Here is a 22,102-nt window from a genome sequence, read left to right on the forward strand (position 1 = left end):
TTTATTGCTCTGCCAATTTATCCAGCGTATAGGCAATCAATTCATCCACTGCTTTGTACGGATCACTGCTAAAAGTTCCGTTGGCGCGATTGGCAATAATAGCATTCAATGACAAAGCCTGATGACCTAAAAGAGCCGAAAGTCCATAAATAGCAGACGTTTCCATCTCGAGATTGGTTATTCTGGTTTCTTCAAATCGGAAATTATCCATTTTGGAATTTAAGGTTGGGTCTTGAATATTTAAACGTAAAACGCGACCTTGTGGTCCGTAAAAACCACCCGCAGTTGCTGTGATTCCTTTGTATATTACATTACTTTCTATTCTTTTTTCCAATACCGATGAACAAGGAATTACTGTTGGTCTACCTTTTAGTAAGTCCCAATTGGTGTGTTCAATAAATGCATTTTCCATTTCACTATTAGAAACAGCATCAATCAAATAGGAGCGGAGCATATTGTCTAGTCCTAAGCCAAATTGTGCCATCACAAAACTATCTACAGGAATATCGGCATGCAAAGAACCTGATGTCCCAATACGAATAATGTTTAATGAAGTTAATTTTTCTTTTGGTTTTCGAGTTTCCAAATCAATATTAACAAGTGCATCCAATTCATTGATCACAATGTCAATATTATCAGGCCCAATTCCAGTAGACATAACCGTTAAGCGTTTGCCCTTATATATTCCTGTTTGGGTTTTGAATTCTCTTTTTTGAGTCGAAAATTCAATAGAATCAAAATGTTTGGTAATTTTTGCCACTCGATCTTGATCTCCCACAAAAATAATGTCGTGGGCAATGTTTTCGGGTTTTAAGTTAAGATGATACACACTCCCATCAGGATTGAGTATTAATTCGGATTGTTGAATAGCCATAGTTAATACCCCTTACCCCCAAAGGGGGAACTCCTATTAGGGGTAAATAGGTTTAATTTGATTTTTAGTTTATCAGGCTTAATATTCCCCCTTCGGGGGTTAGGGGGCTTATCCCCCTACACGTTTTACTTTAAAGCCTTTTTCTTTTAAAATAATCATTATTTTATCACGATAATCACCTTGAATGATAATAGAATCATCTTTGAAAGTCCCGCCAACACTTAATTTGGTTTTGATTTCTTTGGCCAGAATTTTAAAATCCTCGTCGGTTCCTTCATAACCTTCAATTATAGTAGTCGCTTTGCCTTTTCTTTTTTCGAATTTGCAAATCATAGGCACTTTTTGAACGTATAATTCATGCGCTTCTTTTTCGATTACTTCTTCTGGACCCATTTCATGATCCGGAAAAAGATTTTTCAATTGGTCTTGTAAATCCATAAATTTTTTATTCTAAAAATAAAACTCAACTTGTAAAAATTAAAAACCAAATTCCAAAAGTGTACCATTGGAATTTGGTTTTTGAAATAGTCTCTTTTACTCGCCCTTCGGGGGCTGAGGGGCAATTAAACCTAAGTCAACTAAACGTTCATATAAATAGTCTCCTGCGGTAATATCCTCGAATTTTTTAGGATTTTCGGCATCAATGCAATTTTCTAAACAATTTAATTTCATGTCACTTACGGGGTGCATAAAAAACGGAATAGAATAACGGGATGTACCCCATAATTCTCTTGGGGGATTCACCACCTGATGGATCGTAGATTTCAGTTTATTATTGGTATGACGGGATAACATATCACCAACATTAATTACCAATTCATCTGGTTCAGCAACGGCATCAATCCAATCACCATTATGATTTTGAACTTGCAATCCTTTGCCTTGAGCACCCATCAACAAAGTAATTAGGTTGATGTCACCATGAGCAGCTGCACGTATGGCATTCTCCGGCTCTGATGTAATAGGAGGGTAGTGAATAGGTCTTAGGATTGAATTCCCATCTTTGGCAAATTCGTCAAAATAGAATTCATTCAATCCAAGATGTAACGCCAAAGCTCTCAAAACATAAACTCCTGTTTTTTCAAGCATTTGATAAGCTTCTTTACCCACAACATTAAAACGGGGTAATTCTTTTACTTCAACATTATCTGGATATTCTGACGCATATTTGGAATCTTCATCCACATATTGTCCAAAATGCCAAAACTCTTTCAAATCTCCTTCTTTACGGCCTTTGGCATGTTCTTTTCCAAAAGAAACATAACCTCTTTGCCCGCCAATTCCAGGAATTTCGTAGCTGTGTTTTGTGTCTAATGGCAACGAAAAGAAATTTCGAATTTCACCATACAATTCATCAACCAATAGATCGTTTAAAAAATGCCCTTTGAGCGCTACGAAGCCAATATCTTCGAATGCACTTCCGATTTCATTTACAAATTTTTGTTTACGTTTCGGGTCGTCCGAAAGGAAATCACGCAAGTTAACACTAGGAATGTTTTGCATATTATGTCTGTATTTTATACTTTAGAAGTCTAAAACTTCGTAACGACAAATATAAAGAATAAAACAGATAACTCTTTTCATTAATTATTCATAATTCAAAATATTATAACAATTAGCATTGAAACTGTTATATTTATTTATCTTTGAATTGTATCAATAAACCCCTAAAAATGAATTTCGATAAAAAAAACCTATCCAACGATACCTTACTAAATTTATATAAAAGAATTTTGAAACCAAGATTGGTAGAGGAAAAAATGTTAATCCTCATCAGACAAGGAAAAGTGTCCAAATGGTTTTCCGGAATCGGGCAAGAAGCTATTTCTGTTGGAATTACAGCAGCTTTGGATACAGATGAATACATTTTACCCATGCACCGCAATTTAGGTGTATTTACAGGAAGAGATATTCCCTTGCAACGTCTTTTTTCACAATGGCAAGGCAAAGCCAATGGTTTTACCAAAGGAAGGGACCGAAGTTTTCACTTTGGAACACAAGAATATAAAATTATCGGAATGATTTCGCATCTGGGACCCCAACTGGGTGTTGCGGATGGAATAGCATTAGCCAATAAATTGAAGCAAAACGGAAAAGTTACTGCTGTTTTTACTGGTGAAGGAGCAACCAGCGAAGGTGATTTTCATGAAGCTTTGAATATTTCTGCGGTTTGGGATTTGCCAGTTCTGTTTGTAATTGAAAATAATGGATATGGTTTATCAACACCAACAAATGAACAGTACCGTTGCGAAAATCTAGCCGATAAAGGAATAGGCTACGGTATCGAAAGTCATATTGTTGACGGGAATAATATTTTGGACGTTTTTAATTTAATTACCGAACTAAAAATAGCTATGACTGAAAATCCTCGCCCCATTTTATTGGAATTCAAAACCTTTAGAATGCGAGGACATGAAGAGGCTAGTGGCACCAAATATGTCCCCAAAGAGTTAATGGATTTGTGGGCCGCAAAAGACCCTGTAGATAATTACAGAAGCTATTTGTATCAAAATGATATTCTGACAAAAGAATATGATGATGAAATTCAATATGAAATCAAAAAAGACATTGATGAAAGTTGGGCCATGGCCAATGCCGAACCCGAAATAGGAGCTACTTATGAAGAAGAATTAAACGATGTTTATAAACCGTATATTCACGAAGAATTTCAACCTAATTCGGAAACAGAAAATATCCGTTTTATAGATGCTATTTCCAACAGTTTACGCCAATCAATGGAACGACACGAAAAATCGGTTATCATGGGACAAGATATTGCCGAATATGGTGGTGCTTTCAAAATAACAGATGGTTTTGTGGAGCAATTTGGCAAAGAGCGCGTTCGGAATACGCCCATTTGCGAAAGTGCTGTCGTTTCAACGGCTATGGGATTGTCTATTAACGGTTACAAAGCGATTGTCGAAATGCAATTTGCAGATTTTGTATCCACTGGATTTAATCCAATAGTAAATTTATTGGCAAAATCACATTACCGTTGGTTGGAGAAGGCCGATGTTGTGGTTCGAATGCCTTGTGGTGCTGGAACACAAGCGGGGCCTTTTCACTCCCAAACCAATGAAGCTTGGTTTACCAAAACACCGGGATTAAAAGTCGTATATCCTGCCTTTCCGTATGATGTAAAAGGTTTGCTGAATGCTTCCATCAATGATCCAAATCCAGTTCTTTTCTTCGAACACAAACAATTGTACCGAAGTTTATCCCAAGATGTTCCAACAAATTATTATACCATACCGTTGGGGAAAGCGGCCTTACTCAAAGAAGGAAATAATGTCACGATTATTTCTTTTGGAGCAGCGGTACATTGGGCATTGGAAACATTAGATAAAAACCCTGAAATAAAAGCAGATGTATTGGATTTAAGAACCTTGCAACCATTAGATACTGAAGCTATTTATGCATCGGTTAAGAAAACGGGAAGGGTCATCATTTACCAAGAAGATTCTATGTTTGGCGGCGTTGCCAGCGATATTTCGGCATTGATAATGGAAAATTGTTTTGAATTCTTGGATGCTCCTGTAAAACGTGTGGCCAGTTTGGATTCTCCTATTCCGTTTACAAAGGCACTCGAAGATCAATATTTGCCGAAAGGGCGATTTGAAACCGAATTAAAAGCGCTTTTGGAGTATTAAAAATTTTTTTAACCATTAAGATATTAAGTTTATTAAGGAAGACTTCAAGACTTAATTTTCTTAATATCTTAATGGTTCAAATCAATTGTATATTAAAAAGAGGCTGTCTATTTAAATTTAGACAGCCTCTTTTTAATTGAAATAAATAGTTACAACATCAACTCGCAAAGAGTAAAATAAGCAATTGTGCAACCAAAATTCTACTAATGGTAACCAAAGGATAAACCGTTGCATACGATTGATTTGGGATATCCGAATCTAAATATTTGGTACTAAAAGCCAAAGCAGCTGGATCCGTATAAGAACCACTCATAATACCCACCATTTGATAAAAATTAAGTTTGAACACAAAACGACTTATCAAAACCAATATTGTTAATGGTATAAAAGTAATGTAACAACCATAATAAATCCACATCCATCCATCATTTGCTATAAAATTATCATAAAAACCATGTCCTGCTTTAATCCCTACGGCAGCAAAGAACAAACAAATACCAAAATCTTTCATGAAGTGAATTGCACCATTGTTGATATACGAATGAATAACTCCAACACCACCATATCTACTGATAAATAAAGCAGCCAAAAGAGGTCCAGCTGCTAATCCTAATTTTAAAGGAACAGGCAAAGAAGGAATCATAATTGGAATTGAACCAATAATAACTCCAAAAATCAATCCCCCAAAAAGGGAAAGAAAATCAGGCTCTAAAAGTATTTTTTTTGAATTTCCAATAATATTTTCAGCCTCCTGAATTGCTTCTTTACCACCAACTACCAACAAAGTATCACCGTAATAAAGTTCTAAGGTTGGCTGTGCCAAAATTTCTAACCCAGAACGAACAACACGAGTTACTTTCAATCCAAATTGATTGTACAAATCTAATTGTGCCAATGTTTTATGAGTAGCTGTTTTTTTGGTTACACTAAGTATTTTGGTAGTAATATCATCTTCAGACTCAATAAATAAATCTGTAGAAACTTTTCCAACAATATCAATGAATTTATTAATGTCTTTTTGTTTGGCCACTACCATCAAAACGTCTTTATCTTTTATTGTCGAATCTAATGAAGGAGAAAATACTACTTTAGTTCCACTTTGTTTTTGTCTGGAAATAATCACATCATCAATATGAAACTCCTTCAATATTTGACGGATTGTTTTTCCAACAACTTCAGGTTTTGTTACTCTACATTTTTGACGAACGATTTGATTTTCATGATCTTTATTTTTTTCTTTAAGCAATACTACTTCTTTTTTTAAATCAATTTTCAAAACGTTTTTTGCCAAAATTATAATCATGATTATCCCAAATACACCGATCGGATAAGTAATAGCATAAGCAATAGCAGGATCCGCAAAATGGTCTGAAGGGAAATTGAGTTGTTTTTGAATTTCAATAAGAGTGGATTTTGCAGCTCCTAATCCTGGTGTATTAGTAACGGAACCTGACATTAATCCAACAGCATTTTCAATTTTAACGCTGGCAAATAAGTGAATTAAATAGGTAATAATACCTCCTAAAAAAACAGTTCCCACTCCCAAAGCATTAAAAATTAATCCTTCTTTTTTGAAAGAAGAAAAGAAAGTTGGTCCTACTTGAATACCAATTCCATAAACAAAAAGAATTAAACCAAACTCTCGTACAAATTGAATTAATTCTGCTTCCATACTAAAGCCAAGATGCCCTAGAAAAAGACCTACGAACATTACCGCGGAAACACCAAGCGAAACGCTACCGATTCTAAGTTTACCCGCAAAAAAACCTACACTTATAGTCAAAAATAATACAATTAATGACTGAGTCATCTCCGGTGTTTCGGTCGGAGTAAACAATAATTTAAACCATTCAAACATATTTTATAGTATTTTAGTTGTAAATAATAGTGTAAATAAATTGAAAAATTTGCTAATTTTATATGATAAAAGTCAGTTTTGTTTTATTTTGTTTCTAAGAATCAAATTGTTAACCAATTCATTTGAGTCATAAAAAACCTTTGTAAACCCTTGTAAAACAAGACAAAAGCGAAAACGTTTGCGTATATTTTTTTACTAAACATGATAAAAATCAGCTTTTTTCCTTATTTACTAAAGTACCTTTGAGAAAGAAAATAACACATCAAATTATAAATAACAAATCATGAAAAACATTAAAATTATTCAGGAATTACACAACTTAGGAATCACAGGATACCATGAAGTAGTTTATAACCCATCTTATGAAGAATTATACCAAGCAGAAGTTTCTCATAAAAGAAAAGGGTATGAAAAAGGAGCGTTAACTGATACTGGTTCTGTAGCTGTAAAAACCGGAATTTTCACTGGTCGTTCTCCTAAAGATAGATATATTGTTAAAGATGATGTAACAAAAGATACAATTTGCTGGGATAAAGAAAGTGGAATTAGTTCTCCTAACTATCCTACAACTAAAGCAATTTGGGATGAATTAAAAGCTTTAACATTAGAACAACTTTCAACTTCACCTAAACTATATGTTGTTGATGCATTTTGTGGTACTAATGCTGATACAAGACTTAAAGTTCGTTTCGTAATGGAAGTGGCTTGGCAAGCACATTTTGTTACAAATATGTTTATCAGACCTTCTATCTATGAATTGGAAAACTTTGGTGAGCCAGATTTCATTGTAATGAATGGTTCAAAAGCAACTAATCCAAACTGGAAAGAACAAGGATTAAATTCAGAAAACTTCGTTTTATTTAATCTTACTGAAAAAATCCAAATTATTGGTGGAACTTGGTACGGTGGAGAAATGAAAAAAGGAATGTTCGCAATGATGAACTACTACTTGCCTTTAAAAGGAATGGCTTCAATGCACTGTTCAGCTAACGTAGGTGAAAAAGGGGACGTAGCAGTATTCTTTGGACTTTCTGGAACAGGAAAAACTACTTTATCTGCAGATCCAAAACGTTACTTAATTGGAGATGACGAACATGGATGGGATAACAATGGTGTATTCAACTATGAAGGTGGATGTTATGCAAAAGTAATTGACTTGAGCGAAAACAATGAACCAGACATCTGGAGAGCAATCAAAAGAGATGCATTATTAGAGAATGTAATTGTTGATGAGTATGGAGAAATCGACTATTACGATCATTCAATTACTGAAAACTCTAGAGTTTCTTACCCAATTCACCATATTAACAAAATTGTATTGCCTTCAAAAGCAGGACACGCAAGCAAAATTATCTATCTTTCTGCTGATGCATTTGGAGTATTGCCTCCAGTATCTATATTGACTGATGATCAAGCGCAATACCACTTCTTATGTGGATACACTTCTAAATTAGCAGGAACTGAAAGAGGAATTACTGCTCCAGAACCATCTTTCTCTCCAGCATTTGGTGAAGCATTCTTAACATTACACCCAACAATGTATTCTAAAACATTAATTGGTAAAATGAAAGAACACAATGCAAAAGCATACTTAGTTAACACAGGATGGAATGGAACTGGAAAAAGAATTTCATTAAAAAACACTAGAGCAATAATTGATGCAATTATTAGTGGTGAAATTGAAAATGCACCTACAATTGACATTCCATTCTTAAACTTGACGATTCCAACTGAATTACCAAAAGTAAGCGAAGGAATCCTTGACCCAAGAGATACTTATGCTGATAAAGAAGAATGGGCAAGCAAAGCAAGAGATTTAACTTCTCGTTACATCAAATACTTTGAACAATATACAGATACTGAAGAAGGAAAACGTTTAGTCGCTGCTGGACCTTCTTTGGAAGCTGTTTTAAATTAGTAAATTACTAATAATTATTTAGGATTGGTTAAACACCTGTTGGTAATATGTAAAATAGTACTAATAGGTGTTTAACATTTTTAAACAACCATGATTTTTTACAATATTTAATTACTTTTCACTATTTTATCATATTTATTGCCTAAGCATATTTAATTTAACAAATAATTATCGAAACGTTAAAATAAAAATTGGATTGTAATTGATTTATCCTCTATATTTGCAAAAGAAACAAAGAGTTATCTAATATTTTAAAGTTATGTTATCAATTCAATTACATCATCATCATTCTCATAATTGCTCTCAAGCGATGTGTTAATGGTATGCGTGTAAATCACAATAATCTAAACCCGTTTGAGTACATCAAACGGGTTTTTTATTGCCTATTCTTTGTACTCAAGCTTTAATCTAAACAAAAAACTAAAAAAACTAAAATGAGTACACTTAAAATTGCCATTCAAAAATCAGGTCGTTTAAACGAAGAAAGCATTCAAATCCTTAAAGATGCAGGTATCTCTATCGATAATGGTATAGACCAATTAAAAGCAGAAGCTTCTAATTTTCCTTTAGAGGTTTTGTATCTGCGAAATTCGGATATTCCTCAATATTTAATTGATGGAGTCGTAGACATAGCTATTGTTGGAGATAATTTATTGGTTGAAAAAGGAAAAAAAATTGAAGTAATTCAAAAATTAGGTTTTTCAAAATGCAAAGTTTCGGTCGCAGTTCCAAAAACATTCGATTACAAATCCGTAAAAGATTTAGAAGGAATGCGAATTGCCACTTCTTATCCAAACACTGTAATTGATTTTTTTAATTCTAAAGGAGTAACAGTTGATATTCACCAAATATCAGGTTCAGTAGAAATTGCTCCCAATATAGGTCTGGCAGATGCAATTGTCGATATTGTATCTAGCGGAAGCACTTTATTCAAAAACAATTTGAAAGAAGTTGAGGTTATTTTTAAAAGTGAAGCGGTATTAGCTGTTTCTCCAAAAGTAAGCCCTGAATCTCAAAAAATAATAGACACCTTAAAATTCAGAATAGAATCGGTTTTACGAGCTCGAAAATCAAAATACATTTTGATGAATATTCCAAATGACAAAATTGAGGCAGTCGGTAAAATTCTTCCTGTATTGCGTAGCTTAACTGTTTTGCCATTGGCACAAGAAGGCTGGAGTAGTATACACTCGGTTATTGACAAAGATACTTTTTGGGAAGTAATAGACCAACTAAAAGAGGTTGGCGCTGAAGGAATTCTAGTTTGCCCAATAGAGAAAATGGTATTGTAAGCCCCCTAACCCCCGAAGGGGGAATTCTCTAGAAGTCTAGAAATTTAAAAAAAAATTGAAAAACATTAAAAATACAGGCAACCTCTCTTGTAGCAATTCCCCCTTTGGGGGCTAGGGGGCTAAAATGAATAAAATATACAATCCAAAAACAGAAACTTGGTCAACCATTTTAGAAAGACCAACCAAAACAGTTGATGATATCGAGGCAACTGTCAAAGGAATTTTCAAGGAAGTACAATCCAAAGGGGATATTGCTGTAGCAAAATATACGTCTCTTTTTGATGGCGTTTCAGTTCCAAATTTAGAAGTTTCTCAAAGTGAAATTGCAACTGCCATCGCAACAATTTCTGATGAATTAAAACAAGCCATCCAATTGGCAAAGTCAAATATTGAAAAATTTCACGCAGCCCAAAAAACGAATCGAGTTACAGTAGAAACTATCGAAGGTGTAAACTGCTGGCAGGAAAAAAGACCAATCCAAAAAATCGGTTTATACATTCCAGGAGGAACAGCTCCATTATTTTCAACAGTATTAATGCTGGCAGTACCTGCAAATATTGCCGGATGTAGCGAAATCGTGTTGTGTTCGCCTCCAGACAAAAAAGGAAACATCAATCCAGCTATTTTATATGCCGCGTATTTATGTGGTGTTACCAAAATTCTAAAAGTGGGAGGGATTCAAGCCATCGCAGGAATGACTTTTGGTACAGAATTAATTCCAAAAGCGTACAAAATATTCGGACCCGGAAATCAGTTTGTGACTGTTGCCAAACAATTGGCTACTCAGTTTGGTGTCGCCATCGATATGCCAGCTGGTCCATCCGAATTGTTGATTGTGGCTGATGATACTGCCGTTCCTTCTTTTATTGCTTCCGATTTATTATCTCAAGCCGAACACGGAACAGACAGTCAGGTGATTTTAGTTTCGACTTCAAAAACATTGATTGACGCTGTCGAACTAGAAATTTACTCTCAAATGGCCGTTTTACCTCGAAAAGCCATTGCAGAAAAAGCTATTTCCAATTCAAAATTGATTTTTGTCGAAAATGATACAGTCGCTTTAGAATTAATTAATGAATATGGTCCAGAACATTTTATTATTTGTACCAAAGATGAAGCTTTTTACGTTGACAATATTGCCAATGCAGGTTCTGTTTTCGTCGGAAATTATACTCCAGAAAGTGCTGGCGATTACGCTTCAGGAACCAATCACACCTTACCAACGAATGGTTATGCCAAAAATTATAGCGGTGTAAATCTAGACAGTTTTACCAAATCGATGACTTTTCAAAAAATCAGCGCAGTTGGAATACAAAATATTGGTTCGGCTATTGAAATTATGGCTGAAGCCGAGGGATTACAAGCCCACAAAAATGCAGTTACTTTACGATTAAAAGCCCTTGAAAATGATAAATAGTTTTAATTTAGATAGTTTAGTTCGTGACAACGTCAAGGTTTTGAAGCCTTATTCGTCTGCAAGAGATGAATTTGAAGATTTTGACACCGCCGAAATGGTTTTTTTAGATGCCAATGAAAATCCGTTCAATAATGGTGTAAATCGTTATCCTGACCCGCAACAAGCTTCTGTAAAAAGTATTCTTGCCAAACAAAACAACGTAAATACAAACCAAATGCTGCTAGGAAACGGTAGTGATGAGGTATTGGACTTAATTTTTAGAGCGTTTTGTGAGCCAAAAGTGGATAATGTGATTACTTTACCACCTACATATGGAATGTACGGCGTTTTGGCTAATATCAATGCGGTAGAAAATAGAGAAGTATTGCTTTCCACGGATTTTCAGCCTCAAATTGAAAAAATATTTAAGGCAATTGATGATAATACGAAAATGATCTTTTTGTGTTCTCCCAATAACCCAACAGGAAATTCATTTTCGGAAGAAAGCGTAATGACTTTATTAGAGCATTTTAATGGTTTGATAGTGATTGATGAAGCGTATATCGATTTTTCGGAAAAAGAAAGTTGGTTGCAAAAACTGGAGCAATATCCTAATTTAATCATCACACAAACACTTTCAAAAGCATACGGTTTGGCGGGAATCCGATTGGGAATTTGTTATGCTTCCGCTCAAATAATTGCCGTTTTAAATAAAATAAAACCACCTTATAATGTAAACGAGTTATCTCAGAAAAGAGCTTTGGAAAGATTGGATAATACCGATGAAATACAATCTGAAATCAAATCAATAATAAAGCAAAGAGAGGAATTACTTAAAGTATTACTTGATATAAAATATGTTGAAAAAATCTATCCAACTGAAGCCAATTTTATATTGATTAAAGTGGATGATGCCAACAAAAGATACGATAATTTGATAGCCAAAGGAATCGTAATCCGCAACAGAACAACGCAGCCTTTATGCGAAAATTGTTTGCGTTTGACTATTGGAACAGAGGAAGAAAATAAAAAATTAATCAATGCAATAACTCTTTCAGGGTTTTAAACCCTGAAAGAGTTAAATTAATAAGAAACCAATGAAAAAAGTACTTTTTATAGATCGTGACGGAACCATTGTTTTAGAACCAGAAGGATACCAATTAGACAGTTTAGACAAACTGGAATTTTACCCAAAAGCATTTCAATATTTGGCAAAAATAGCCAAAGAAATGGACTACGAATTAGTTATGGTGACCAATCAAGATGGATTGGGAACCGACTGTTTTCCGGAAGATACTTTTTGGCCAACCCAAAATTTTATTTTGAGAGCTTTTGAAAACGAAGGCGTTCTTTTTGATGATATTTTTGTGGATCGTTCTTTTCCGGAAGACAATGCACCAACCCGCAAGCCAAGAACTGGAATGTTGACTAAATACATTGACAATCCTGAATATGATTTAGCCAATTCCTTTGTTTTGGGTGATCGTTTGACCGATGTGGAATTGGCCAAAAACTTGGGTGCAAAAGCTATTTTTATGAATACCACCGAAGGAGCAGGAAGCACCGAAATTGCTGTAAAAAGAGAGGAATTAGATGATGTGATTATCTTGCAATCTACCGATTGGAAAGTAATCTATGAGTTTTTGAAACTAGAAGCGCGTTCGGCAACTATTTCTAGAAAAACCAATGAAACCGATATTTACATCAATTTGAACTTGGATGGAACCGGAAAAAGCAAAATCGAAACTGGCATCTCTTTTTTCGACCACATGCTGGATCAGATTGCACGCCACGGACAAATGGACTTAGAAATTTTGGTTAAAGGAGATTTAGAAGTTGACGAGCACCATACGATTGAAGATACAGCCATTGCGCTTGGTGAAGTTTTTGCCAAAGCATTAGGAAATAAATTGGGAATCGAGCGTTATGGTTTCTGTTTGCCAATGGACGACTGCTTATCCCAAGTAGCGATTGATTTTGGAGGCAGAAACTGGTTGGTTTGGGAAACCGAATTCAAACGGGAGATGGTAGGTAAAATGCCAACAGAGATGTTTTATCATTTCTTCAAATCCTTCTCAGATGGTGCCAAAGCCAATATCAACATTAAAGCCGAAGGAACCAATGAACATCATAAAATTGAAGCCATCTTTAAAGCTTTTGCGAAAGCGATAAAAGTTGCCGTAAAACGCGATACAGAGAAGATGATTTTGCCGAGTACGAAGGGAATGCTTTAGATAATTATAAATTTAGAATTATAAATTATTGAGATTTAAATTCTTAATATACCTTAATTTCTTAATGGTTTAAAAACATGAAAATAGTAATCATAAATTACGGAGCAGGAAATATTCAAAGCATCATGTTTGCCATCGAAAGATTGGGATTCAAGGCAGTTTTGAGCAATGATCCGGAAGAAATAAAAGCTGCCGATAAAGTAATCTTTCCTGGAGTAGGAGAGGCTAGTTATGCAATGAAAATGCTTAAAGAAAGTGGTTTGGATAATTTGATTCCAACGCTAAAACAACCCGTTTTCGGAATTTGTCTAGGAATGCAATTGATGTGCAACAAATCCGAGGAAGGAAATACAGTAGGATTGGGCATTTTTGATGTAGATGTCATCAAATTTTCTCCAAAAGTAAAAGTGCCCCAAATGGGTTGGAATACTATTTACAATCTTAAATCAGATTTATTCAAAGGAATTGCTGAGAATGAATACATGTATTTGGTCCATAGTTTTTATGCACCTATTTGCAAAGAAACCATTGCAACTACTGATTATGAAGTGGAATATTCTTCGGCTTTAGAGAATGATAACTTTTATGGAACACAATTTCACCCCGAAAAAAGTGGTGATGTTGGGGAGAAAATTTTAGCAAATTTTCTAACATTGAATAATTGAAAGATTTAATGAATTAAAAATTAAACGTCTTTGTTAACAAATCTTTAAATCATTCAATCTTTAAATCTTTAAATAAAAATAAATGAGAATAATACCCGCAATAGATATTATAGAAGGAAAATGTGTTCGTTTGTCCAAAGGCGATTACAATACAAAAATTATATATAACGAAAATCCGCTTGAAGTAGCCAAATCATTTGAAGCGCACGGAATCGAATACTTGCATTTGGTTGATTTGGATGGCGCTAAATCGAGCAAAATTGTAAATTATAAAATATTGGAACAAATTGCTACGCAAACCAAACTGAAAATTGATTTTGGCGGCGGATTGAAAGCTGATTCTGATTTAAAAATAGCTTTTGAATCTGGTGCTAATCAAATCACCGGTGGAAGTATTGCTGTAAAAAACAGAGCCATTTTTGAAAAATGGATTGCCGAATATGGTTCGGATAAAATTATTTTAGGAGCTGATGCCAATAACGAAAAAGTAGCCGTTTCAGGTTGGTTGGAAGATTCTGATGAAGATTTGGTGCCATTTATCCAAGACTATCAAGGCAAAGGAATTCAGTACGTGATCTGTACCGATATTGCCAAAGATGGAATGTTGGAAGGCCCAAGTTTTGATTTGTATGCCAAAATTTTAAAGGAAGCCAGTGGTATAAAATTAATCGCTTCTGGTGGAATTTCCACATTTGATGAGTTGCCTAAATTAGCTGAAATGGGCTGTGAAGGGACTATCATTGGAAAAGCGATTTACGAAGGTCGAATTTCATTGAAACAATTGGAAAATTATATAATTCAAAGTTAGAAATAAGAAGTTAGAAATAAGAAGTAGTTGGAATGAAAAAAAACTTTGAATCATTTTAATTATATTTTGGATTCTAAATTTTCAAGATTTAATTTTTCTAATTTATTTCTAAATTCGTATTTCTAACCTCTAACTTTAAATTATGGTCCAAGATTTAAAAGCAAGAACTAAAAAATTCGCAATTGATTGTGGTAAACTTTGTAGAAGTTTTCCTCATTCCAGAGAATATAATGCTTATGTCAATCAATTGATTAGATGTTCGAGTTCTGTCGGTGCAAATTATAGGGCATCTCAAAGAGGAAAATCTACAGCAGATTTTATCAATAAATTAAAAATAGTTGAGGAAGAAGCTGATGAAAGCCATTTTTTTATTGAAATTTTATTGGAACTATATGATTTAGAATATAAAAATGTGAAAAATGAAATGATAAGATTATGCAAAGAAGCGAATGAATTAGTTGCAATAATAGTAGCTTCTATAAACACAGCTAAAAGTAAATTAAAGTGATTTTTTTCTCGGTTATGAACTTCTAAATTCTAACCTCTAACCTCTAACTTTAAATAATGTTAACAAAAAGAATAATACCTTGTCTCGACATCAAAAACGGAAGAACCGTAAAAGGCGTTAATTTCGTAGATTTGCGTGATGCTGGAGATCCTGTCGAATTGGCCAAAATCTATTCGGATGAAGGTGCTGATGAATTGGTTTTTCTAGATATCTCGGCAACAGAAGAACGTAGAAAAACATTAGTAGATTTGGTTCGAAAAGTGGCTGCGACTATCAATATTCCATTTACTGTGGGTGGAGGAATCTCGACAGTAGAAGATGTGGAAGTTTTGCTTCAAAACGGAGCGGATAAGGTTTCTATCAATTCTTCGGCAGTAAAAAATCCACAGTTGATTAATGATTTGGCACAAAAATTCGGGAGCCAATGCATAGTAGTTGCCATCGATGCCAAGCAAATTGAAGGCGAATGGATGGTGCATTTGGTTGGAGGGAAGGTTCCTACTGAAATTCGATTATTCGATTGGGCACAAGAAGTGGAAGAGAGAGGAGCTGGAGAAATCCTTTTTACCTCAATGAATCACGACGGAACCAAAAATGGATTTGCAAATGAAGCTTTGGCAAAATTATCACAATTGGTTAATATCCCAATAATTGCTTCAGGAGGAGCAGGGAATGTGCAACATTTTGTAGATACCTTTATCGAGGGGAAAGCTGATGCAGCATTGGCCGCAAGCGTATTTCATTTTAAAGAAATTGAAATCAAAGCGTTAAAAAAAGAACTTAAAAATAATAATATTGAGGTTAGAATATAGTGTTGGTGGAATTAAAGTTTTAAACTTCAATTCTTCAACTTCTAACTTCTAACTTCTAACTTCTAACTTTATATTATGGACATAGATTTTTCAAAAAGCGCGCACGGGTTAATTCCTGCCATCATCCAAGATAGTGAAACCAAGAATGTTTTGATGCTGGGTTACATGAATGCCGAAGCCTATCAAAAAACAATCGATACTCAAAAAGTAACTTTTTACAGCCGTTCCAAGCAAAGACTTTGGACGAAAGGCGAAGAAAGCGGTAATTTTTTGAATTTGGTTGACATCAAAAACGATTGTGACAGTGATACATTATTGATTCAAGCAAAACCTGTGGGGCCAACCTGTCATAAAGGAACTGATACTTGTTGGGCAACCGAAAACAAACAGGATTATGGTTTTATCTCTAATTTGGAAAACACTATCAAAACCAGAAGAGAAAATGCCGATTCTGAAAAAAGTTATGTGGCTTCTTTATTTAAATTGGGAATCAACAAAATTGCTCAAAAAGTAGGAGAAGAAGCAGTCGAAGTGGTTATTGAAGCCAAAGATGATAATGATGATTTATTCCTTAGCGAAAGCGCTGATTTGCTTTTTCACTATTTAATCTTACTGCAAGCCAAAGGTTTTCAATTGAATGACGTGGTTGAAGTTTTGAAAAGTCGTCAGAAATAAAAATAAGCTTTCAATTATCTGACTTATTCACAATCAAGATATAATAAAATTCATTTTAATAGACAATCAAAGTCCAATTAGTATAAATTACTTTTGGGCTTTTTTTATTGAAAATTATCTAAAAAAAGTATGTAGTTTTGAAGAGAAATAATCAATTTTATGAAAAAATATTTTAATTTATTAGTAATCTCTTTTTTAATCTCCACTGGCGTTCAAGCACAAGGTTTGCTTTCCAAATCTGAAATTGTTTTTACAAGACAAGATTCTTTAAGAGGAAGTATCACCAAAGAAAGAGCTTGGTGGGACATAAAACATTACAATCTTGACATAAAAGTAAATCCTGCAGACAGCACAATTACAGGATCTAACACCATTCTATATAAAGTTTTACAACCTTATTCTGTAATGCAAATTGACTTGCAAAAACCAATGGAAATTACTAAAATAATCCAAGATGGCGTAGAATTAAAATACAAAAGAGAAGGCAATGTTTTCTTTATAACATTGGTTTCTGAGCAAAATGTAGGTGCTATAAAAGAGATTGAAATTTTTTATCAAGGCAAACCAAAAGTAGCGGTTAGACCACCATGGGATGGTGGAATCACATGGGAAAAAGACAAAAACGGGAATGCTTTTATTGCATCTTCCTGTCAGGGTCTGGGCGCCAGTGTTTGGTGGCCAAACAAAGACCACATGTATGATGAAGTCGAAGGAATGAAAATTAGTGTGAATGTTCCCGGAAAATTGACCGATGTTTCCAATGGTCGTTTGCAAAGTGTAAAAGCATTGAAAAACGGAACCAAAACCTATACATGGGTTGTAAAAAATCCGATTAATAACTATGGCGTTAATATTAATATTGGAGATTATGTGACTTTTTCTGAGAAATACAAAGGGGAAAAAGGCGATTTGGATTGTACCTATTATGTTTTGAAAGATAATTTAACAAAAGCTAAAGAACATTTTAAAGATGTTCCGAGAATGTTGAAAGCTTTTGAACATTGGTTTGGTCCATATCCTTTTTACGAAGATAGCTACAAACTGGTAGAAGCTCCATATTTAGGAATGGAACATCAAAGTTGTGTAACTTACGGAAATGGTTTTAAAAACGGCTATTTAGGAAGTGATTTGAGTGGAACAGGCTGGGGATTAAAATTCGATTTTATTATTATCCATGAATCGGGGCACGAATGGTTTGCCAATAATATTACTTACAAAGACATAGCCGACATGTGGATTCATGAAAGTTTTACCTGTTATTCTGAAAGCCTTTTTCTGGAATATTATTATGGAAAAGAAGCTGGATATGAATATGTAAGAGGCATTCGTAAAAACATTCAAAATGACAAGCCTATTATCGGACACTATTATGTAAACAATGAAGGCTCAGGAGATATGTATTATAAAGGTGCTAATATGCTCAATACATTACGCCAGTTAGTAAATAATGATGAAAAATGGAGAAGTATTTTGAGAGGTTTGAATAGTACTTTTTATCATCAAACCGTTACCACCAAACAAATTGAAGATTATTTGAGTCAACAAGTTGGAATGGATTTAAATCCGTTTTTCAATCAATATTTGAGAGATATTCGAATTCCAACATTAGAATATACTTTTCAAGACAACACCTTGAATTATCGTTGGACAAATATAGTTGATGGATTTATAATACCTATAATTGTTACCCTAAATGGAACAGTTGTTACTTTGAATCCAAAATCAGAATGGAGCGAATATATCTTTACTTCCAAAATTAATCAAATGGAGGTAAATCCAAATTTTTATATATTAACCAAAGTGATTAAAAAATAAGAATTTTATGGATTATTAAAAAAAAAAATTAACTATCTTTTGATCTTGTAATTTTAAAAATGCTCAAACTAAAAAAGTTTGAGCATTTTTTATTTAAATTAAAAATCACATAAAGTTAATTTAAATTTTCTGTTTGGATAGATCTGTTGAAATGAAATCAAATTGAAATAATTTTAGTTTATTGAAATTCACTTACTTAATAAACATCTAATTATTTATTAACATTCAACTCAACTACAACGATAGAGTTGTGATAACTTCAAAAAACTATATTTTAAATAATATATATAGTAAAAATTATACGAATAATTTGTTAATTTCATACTTTATTAACCCAAATTAACTTTATGAAAAATATTTTATTATTAAAAAAAACACTACTATTTGTATTGTTTTTTTGTTCATCTGTTATGACTATAAAAGCACAATCATCGGCAAATGTGAATGATGTTATGCTACAGTCTTTTGGATGGGATGTGCATACCCAACCTTCAATTGTTGCAGAAGGTGGATTGTATAACTATTTGAATAACCGTGCTGCTGGATATGCTGCAGCTGGTTTTAATCTTATATGGTTACCACCTCCTAGCAAATCAACTGGTGGAGTAGGATATATACCTACAGAGTTGTTTAATTTCACTCAGACTTCTTATGGTTCTGAGGCACAATTAAGAACTCTTTTAACTACTTTAAATACAAGTTCTCCTAAAATTCATCCTATGGCTGACATTGTGGTCAATCACAGAGGAGGAAGTACAAATTGGACTGATTTTACAAATCCAACTTGGGATTGCAGTTCAATTACAAATAATGATGAGGCTAATTTTGTAACCATAACAGGTGTTAGGCCATGTGGTACAGCAGATACTGGCGAAGATTTTAATGGTGCAAGAGACTTAGATCATACTAATATTCAAGTTCAAACTGGAGTAAAAGAGTATTTAACTCGATTAAAAGCCTTAGGATTTGATAGTTGGAGATGGGATGTGGCCAAAGGATTTTCTGCTAGTTATTTTGGAGATTATATTTCTTCTTCTGCTCCTTATGCTTCAGTAGGTGAATATTGGGATGGAAACATCAATAATTTAAAAACGTGGATTGATGGTGCTGGTAAAAAATCAGCAGCTTTTGATTTTGCTCTTTATTATAATACATTACAACCTGCGTTTAATAATGGAAACTACAGTGTATTAGCCGGAAATCCAGGTTTAGCGGGTCAATTTGGTTATGCTGATAAATCGGTTACGTTTGTAGACAATCATGATACCTTTGTAAAAGCTGGTAGTTTTACATCTAACGATAATATAATGAAAGCATATGCTTACATACTTACACATCCAGGTATTCCATGTGTATTTTTTCCACATTATCATGGAGGAACTTATAAAAAAGATGGGGTAACAGTTGTTTATACTGCTAATGAAACTGCTATAAATAGTATATTGGCCGTTAGAAAAGCAAATGGAATAAATGCATATAGTAGTGTTGTTGTTTCTAATTCTTCAACATTTTATTCTGCAACTATAGACAATAAAGTAACTGTAAAAATTGGCCCAGGTTTATGGAATCCAGGTACTGGATGGGTTTTAAAAGCGTCAGGAACTGATTATGCTATTTGGGACAAAGGAAATGTAGTAGATGTTCCAAGTTTAACCATATCACAACCAGGAGGAACATTTACCACTGGAACAACTGTCAATGTAGTTTTAACTGCCAACAATGCAACTTCAACTATATATTACACCACTGATGGTACAGTACCTACAACAACTTCTGCTTCTGCTATTGGCACAAAAACTTTAGCAATAACAGCAAATACAACACTAAAAGCTTTCGTAAAAAACACAGCTAATGTTAGTTCTTCTGTTTATACTGAAACCTATACTTTTGGAACTCCTCCTACTTTTACTGTATATTTTAAAAAACCAACCAATTGGAATGCTGCTGTAAAAGTATATTATTGGACACCAACAGGTACAGCACCAGTTATAACATGGCCTGGAGTTGCTATGACGCAAGATTGTGGCGACTGGTACAAATATACCTTTCCTTCAACTGTGAGTGCAACAAACTTGTTATTCAATGACGGAACTTTAAAAACAGCCGATTTGACTGCTACTGCAGGAATCAAATATTACGACAACGCATGGTTAAGTGCAGAACCTGTTGACAGATGTCCTATCATTGCTCCAGATTTCACGATCTCTCAAGCTGGAGGTACATTTACAACTGGATCTACAATTACAACAGTTTTGACTGCAAATGTAAATACATCCACAATTTATTATACTGTGGATGGCACAACGCCAAGTACTACATCACCATCTGCAGTTGGTACAAAAACAATTACCATTACTGCAAATACAACTCTAAAGGCATTTGTTAAAAATACTACTGGAATTTCGTCTGCTGTAAAAACTGAAGTTTATAATTTTACAACACCAACCACATTTACTGTTTACTTCAAAAAACCAACAAATTGGAATGCAGCTGTAAAAGTCTACTATTGGGCACCAACTGGTACAGCTCCGGTTGTAGCTTGGCCTGGAGTTGCAATGACACAAGACTGTGGAGATTGGTATAAATATACTTTCCCATCTACAGTAAGTGCAACAAACTTGATATTCAATGACGGGACTTTAAAAACTGCTGATTTAACAGCTACTGCCGGAATCAAATATTATGACAATGCATGGCTTGCAACTGAACCAACTAATAGATGTCCTATTATTGCACCTGATTTAACAATTGTATCTGCTGGAGGAACCTTTACTGCAGGAACTACAGTTAATGTAGTATTGACTGCCAATGTAAATACATCAACAATTTATTACACATTGGATGGGACAACACCAACGACATCTTCACCATCAGCTGTTGGAGCAAAAACGCTCTCAATTACCGCAAATACTACAGTAAAAGCATTGGTCATAAATACTGTGGGTACTTCTTCTGCTGTAAAAACAGAAGTGTATACTTTTGTCACTGTCCCAACTTTAACAGTTTATTTTAAACCACCAACAACTTGGACAGGAGTTCCAAAAGTTCATTATTGGAATGCCGTTCCTGCCGGAAGTGTTGCTAATACTACTTGGCCTGGAATTGCTATGGTAGCAGACGTTAATGGTTTTTATAAATATACCATAACTGGCCCAACATCTATCAATTTAATTTTTAATAATGGATCTAGTGGTACTGCTAATCAAACAGCAGATTTATTAAATAAAACAAATGGATATTCATATACTTGGGGAGCTAGTACTGCTAAATTGAGTTTAGCAAAAGAGACCTTAACCGAAACAACATCCATTTCTATATTTCCAAATCCGGTAAGCAGTCAACTGCAAGTATCTTCAAGTTCAGCAGTTTTAGATTATCAAATCTTATCTATTAATGGTATTATGATTCAAGCTGGAAAAGCGGTTAACAATACTATAGATATGAGTAACTTAAATAATGGTTTGTATTTTATTCAAATTCGTTTTGAAAACGGACAAGAATACAAACAAAAAATTATTAAGAAATAAAGTTTTTACATATTAAAAGAAAGGCTCAAACTAATTTAAAGTTTGAGCCTTTTTGTTTTATTTGATTTAA

At 34.0% G+C, this 22,102-nt stretch carries 17 protein-coding genes; 13 read left to right on the forward strand and 4 right to left on the reverse strand.

The window, feature by feature from the left end:
• Position 1: 1 nt before the first annotated feature.
• The 3 genes from OZP06_RS16710 to OZP06_RS16720 all read right to left on the reverse strand — a co-directional run bounded on the left by OZP06_RS16710 (position 2) and on the right by OZP06_RS16720 (position 2,377).
• Positions 2–874, reverse strand: coding sequence for a nucleoside phosphorylase (locus OZP06_RS16710; RefSeq protein WP_269222871.1), 873 nt, complete (start codon positions 872–874; stop codon positions 2–4).
• A 108-nt stretch (positions 875–982) separates the two neighbouring features.
• A complete protein-coding gene (locus OZP06_RS16715) occupies positions 983–1,312 on the reverse strand; it encodes a translation initiation factor (protein ID WP_269222872.1) in 330 nt (109 codons plus the stop codon).
• 96 nt (positions 1,313–1,408) lie between these two features.
• Positions 1,409–2,377, reverse strand: a complete 969-nt coding sequence (locus OZP06_RS16720) for a 2-oxoglutarate and iron-dependent oxygenase domain-containing protein (protein WP_269222873.1) — start codon at positions 2,375–2,377, stop codon at positions 1,409–1,411.
• Between the two features lie 170 nt (positions 2,378–2,547).
• Here OZP06_RS16720 and OZP06_RS16725 point away from each other — a divergent pair, with 170 nt between their 5' ends.
• Positions 2,548–4,524 (forward strand): dehydrogenase E1 component subunit alpha/beta, encoded by a 1,977-nt coding sequence (locus OZP06_RS16725; RefSeq protein ID WP_269222874.1) that lies wholly within the window; start codon positions 2,548–2,550, stop codon positions 4,522–4,524.
• A gap of 157 nt (positions 4,525–4,681) precedes the next feature.
• On the opposite strand, the gene OZP06_RS16730 is transcribed toward OZP06_RS16725, so the two are convergent.
• Positions 4,682–6,382, reverse strand: coding sequence for a putative transporter (locus OZP06_RS16730; protein WP_269222875.1), 1,701 nt, complete (start codon positions 6,380–6,382; stop codon positions 4,682–4,684).
• A 283-nt stretch (positions 6,383–6,665) separates the two neighbouring features.
• On the opposite strand from OZP06_RS16730, the gene pckA reads away from it, so the two are divergent.
• The 12 genes from pckA to OZP06_RS16790 all read left to right on the forward strand — a co-directional run bounded on the left by pckA (position 6,666) and on the right by OZP06_RS16790 (position 22,032).
• Positions 6,666–8,300 (forward strand): phosphoenolpyruvate carboxykinase (ATP), encoded by a 1,635-nt coding sequence (gene pckA, locus OZP06_RS16735; RefSeq protein WP_269222876.1) that lies wholly within the window; start codon positions 6,666–6,668, stop codon positions 8,298–8,300.
• A gap of 434 nt (positions 8,301–8,734) precedes the next feature.
• Positions 8,735–9,592: an ATP phosphoribosyltransferase gene (gene hisG / locus OZP06_RS16740; protein ID WP_281324004.1), complete on the forward strand. Its 858-nt coding sequence runs from the start codon at positions 8,735–8,737 to the stop codon at positions 9,590–9,592.
• Positions 9,593–9,716: 124 nt separating this feature from the next.
• On the forward strand, positions 9,717–11,009 hold the full coding sequence (gene hisD / locus OZP06_RS16745) for a histidinol dehydrogenase (RefSeq protein ID WP_281324005.1): 1,293 nt from the start codon (positions 9,717–9,719) through the stop codon (positions 11,007–11,009).
• Positions 10,999–12,054: a histidinol-phosphate transaminase gene (gene hisC / locus OZP06_RS16750; protein WP_281239653.1), complete on the forward strand. Its 1,056-nt coding sequence runs from the start codon at positions 10,999–11,001 to the stop codon at positions 12,052–12,054. Before hisD ends, hisC begins: the two co-directional genes overlap by 11 nt.
• Positions 12,055–12,085: 31 nt before the next feature.
• Positions 12,086–13,222, forward strand: coding sequence for a bifunctional histidinol-phosphatase/imidazoleglycerol-phosphate dehydratase HisB (gene hisB, locus OZP06_RS16755; protein ID WP_269222877.1), 1,137 nt, complete (start codon positions 12,086–12,088; stop codon positions 13,220–13,222).
• A 77-nt stretch (positions 13,223–13,299) separates the two neighbouring features.
• Entirely contained in the window at positions 13,300–13,887 is a 588-nt protein-coding gene (gene hisH / locus OZP06_RS16760) for an imidazole glycerol phosphate synthase subunit HisH (RefSeq protein WP_269222878.1), read from the forward strand.
• Between the two features lie 82 nt (positions 13,888–13,969).
• The gene (hisA, locus tag OZP06_RS16765; protein ID WP_269222879.1) at positions 13,970–14,695 is read left to right on the forward strand and encodes a 1-(5-phosphoribosyl)-5-[(5-phosphoribosylamino)methylideneamino]imidazole-4-carboxamide isomerase; all 726 of its coding nucleotides are present in this window, start codon (positions 13,970–13,972) and stop codon (positions 14,693–14,695) included.
• A gap of 142 nt (positions 14,696–14,837) precedes the next feature.
• A complete protein-coding gene (locus tag OZP06_RS16770) occupies positions 14,838–15,203 on the forward strand; it encodes a four helix bundle protein (protein ID WP_269222880.1) in 366 nt (121 codons plus the stop codon).
• A 56-nt stretch (positions 15,204–15,259) separates the two neighbouring features.
• The gene (gene hisF, locus OZP06_RS16775) at positions 15,260–16,015 is read left to right on the forward strand and encodes an imidazole glycerol phosphate synthase subunit HisF (protein WP_269222881.1); all 756 of its coding nucleotides are present in this window, start codon (positions 15,260–15,262) and stop codon (positions 16,013–16,015) included.
• A gap of 75 nt (positions 16,016–16,090) precedes the next feature.
• Positions 16,091–16,690, forward strand: a complete 600-nt coding sequence (hisIE, locus tag OZP06_RS16780; protein ID WP_269222882.1) for a bifunctional phosphoribosyl-AMP cyclohydrolase/phosphoribosyl-ATP diphosphatase HisIE — start codon at positions 16,091–16,093, stop codon at positions 16,688–16,690.
• Between the two features lie 159 nt (positions 16,691–16,849).
• On the forward strand, positions 16,850–18,505 hold the full coding sequence (locus OZP06_RS16785) for a M1 family metallopeptidase (RefSeq protein ID WP_269222883.1): 1,656 nt from the start codon (positions 16,850–16,852) through the stop codon (positions 18,503–18,505).
• A gap of 347 nt (positions 18,506–18,852) precedes the next feature.
• Positions 18,853–22,032 (forward strand): starch-binding protein, encoded by a 3,180-nt coding sequence (locus OZP06_RS16790; RefSeq protein WP_269222884.1) that lies wholly within the window; start codon positions 18,853–18,855, stop codon positions 22,030–22,032.
• Positions 22,033–22,102: the final 70 nt, after the last annotated feature.

The sequence above is a fragment of the Flavobacterium sp. IMCC34518 genome, from assembly GCF_027111095.2.
GTDB classification, from domain to species: Bacteria; Bacteroidota; Bacteroidia; order Flavobacteriales; family Flavobacteriaceae; genus Flavobacterium; species Flavobacterium praedii.

Excerpts from the sequence above, each read along its gene's own strand:
- OZP06_RS16710 (WP_269222871.1), bottom strand. The coding sequence starts at position 874 with ATGGCTATTCAACAATCCGAATTAATACTCAATCCTGATGGGAGTGTG.
- OZP06_RS16715 (WP_269222872.1), bottom strand. The coding sequence starts at position 1,312 with ATGGATTTACAAGACCAATTGAAAAATCTTTTTCCGGATCATGAAATG.
- OZP06_RS16720 (WP_269222873.1), bottom strand. The coding sequence starts at position 2,377 with ATGCAAAACATTCCTAGTGTTAACTTGCGTGATTTCCTTTCGGACGAC.
- OZP06_RS16725 (WP_269222874.1), top strand. The coding sequence starts at position 2,548 with ATGAATTTCGATAAAAAAAACCTATCCAACGATACCTTACTAAATTTA.
- OZP06_RS16730 (WP_269222875.1), bottom strand. The coding sequence starts at position 6,382 with ATGTTTGAATGGTTTAAATTATTGTTTACTCCGACCGAAACACCGGAG.
- pckA (WP_269222876.1), top strand. The coding sequence starts at position 6,666 with ATGAAAAACATTAAAATTATTCAGGAATTACACAACTTAGGAATCACA.
- hisG (WP_281324004.1), top strand. The coding sequence starts at position 8,735 with ATGAGTACACTTAAAATTGCCATTCAAAAATCAGGTCGTTTAAACGAA.
- hisD (WP_281324005.1), top strand. The coding sequence starts at position 9,717 with ATGAATAAAATATACAATCCAAAAACAGAAACTTGGTCAACCATTTTA.
- hisC (WP_281239653.1), top strand. The coding sequence starts at position 10,999 with ATGATAAATAGTTTTAATTTAGATAGTTTAGTTCGTGACAACGTCAAG.
- hisB (WP_269222877.1), top strand. The coding sequence starts at position 12,086 with ATGAAAAAAGTACTTTTTATAGATCGTGACGGAACCATTGTTTTAGAA.
- hisH (WP_269222878.1), top strand. The coding sequence starts at position 13,300 with ATGAAAATAGTAATCATAAATTACGGAGCAGGAAATATTCAAAGCATC.
- hisA (WP_269222879.1), top strand. The coding sequence starts at position 13,970 with ATGAGAATAATACCCGCAATAGATATTATAGAAGGAAAATGTGTTCGT.
- OZP06_RS16770 (WP_269222880.1), top strand. The coding sequence starts at position 14,838 with ATGGTCCAAGATTTAAAAGCAAGAACTAAAAAATTCGCAATTGATTGT.
- hisF (WP_269222881.1), top strand. The coding sequence starts at position 15,260 with ATGTTAACAAAAAGAATAATACCTTGTCTCGACATCAAAAACGGAAGA.
- hisIE (WP_269222882.1), top strand. The coding sequence starts at position 16,091 with ATGGACATAGATTTTTCAAAAAGCGCGCACGGGTTAATTCCTGCCATC.
- OZP06_RS16785 (WP_269222883.1), top strand. The coding sequence starts at position 16,850 with ATGAAAAAATATTTTAATTTATTAGTAATCTCTTTTTTAATCTCCACT.
- OZP06_RS16790 (WP_269222884.1), top strand. The coding sequence starts at position 18,853 with ATGAAAAATATTTTATTATTAAAAAAAACACTACTATTTGTATTGTTT.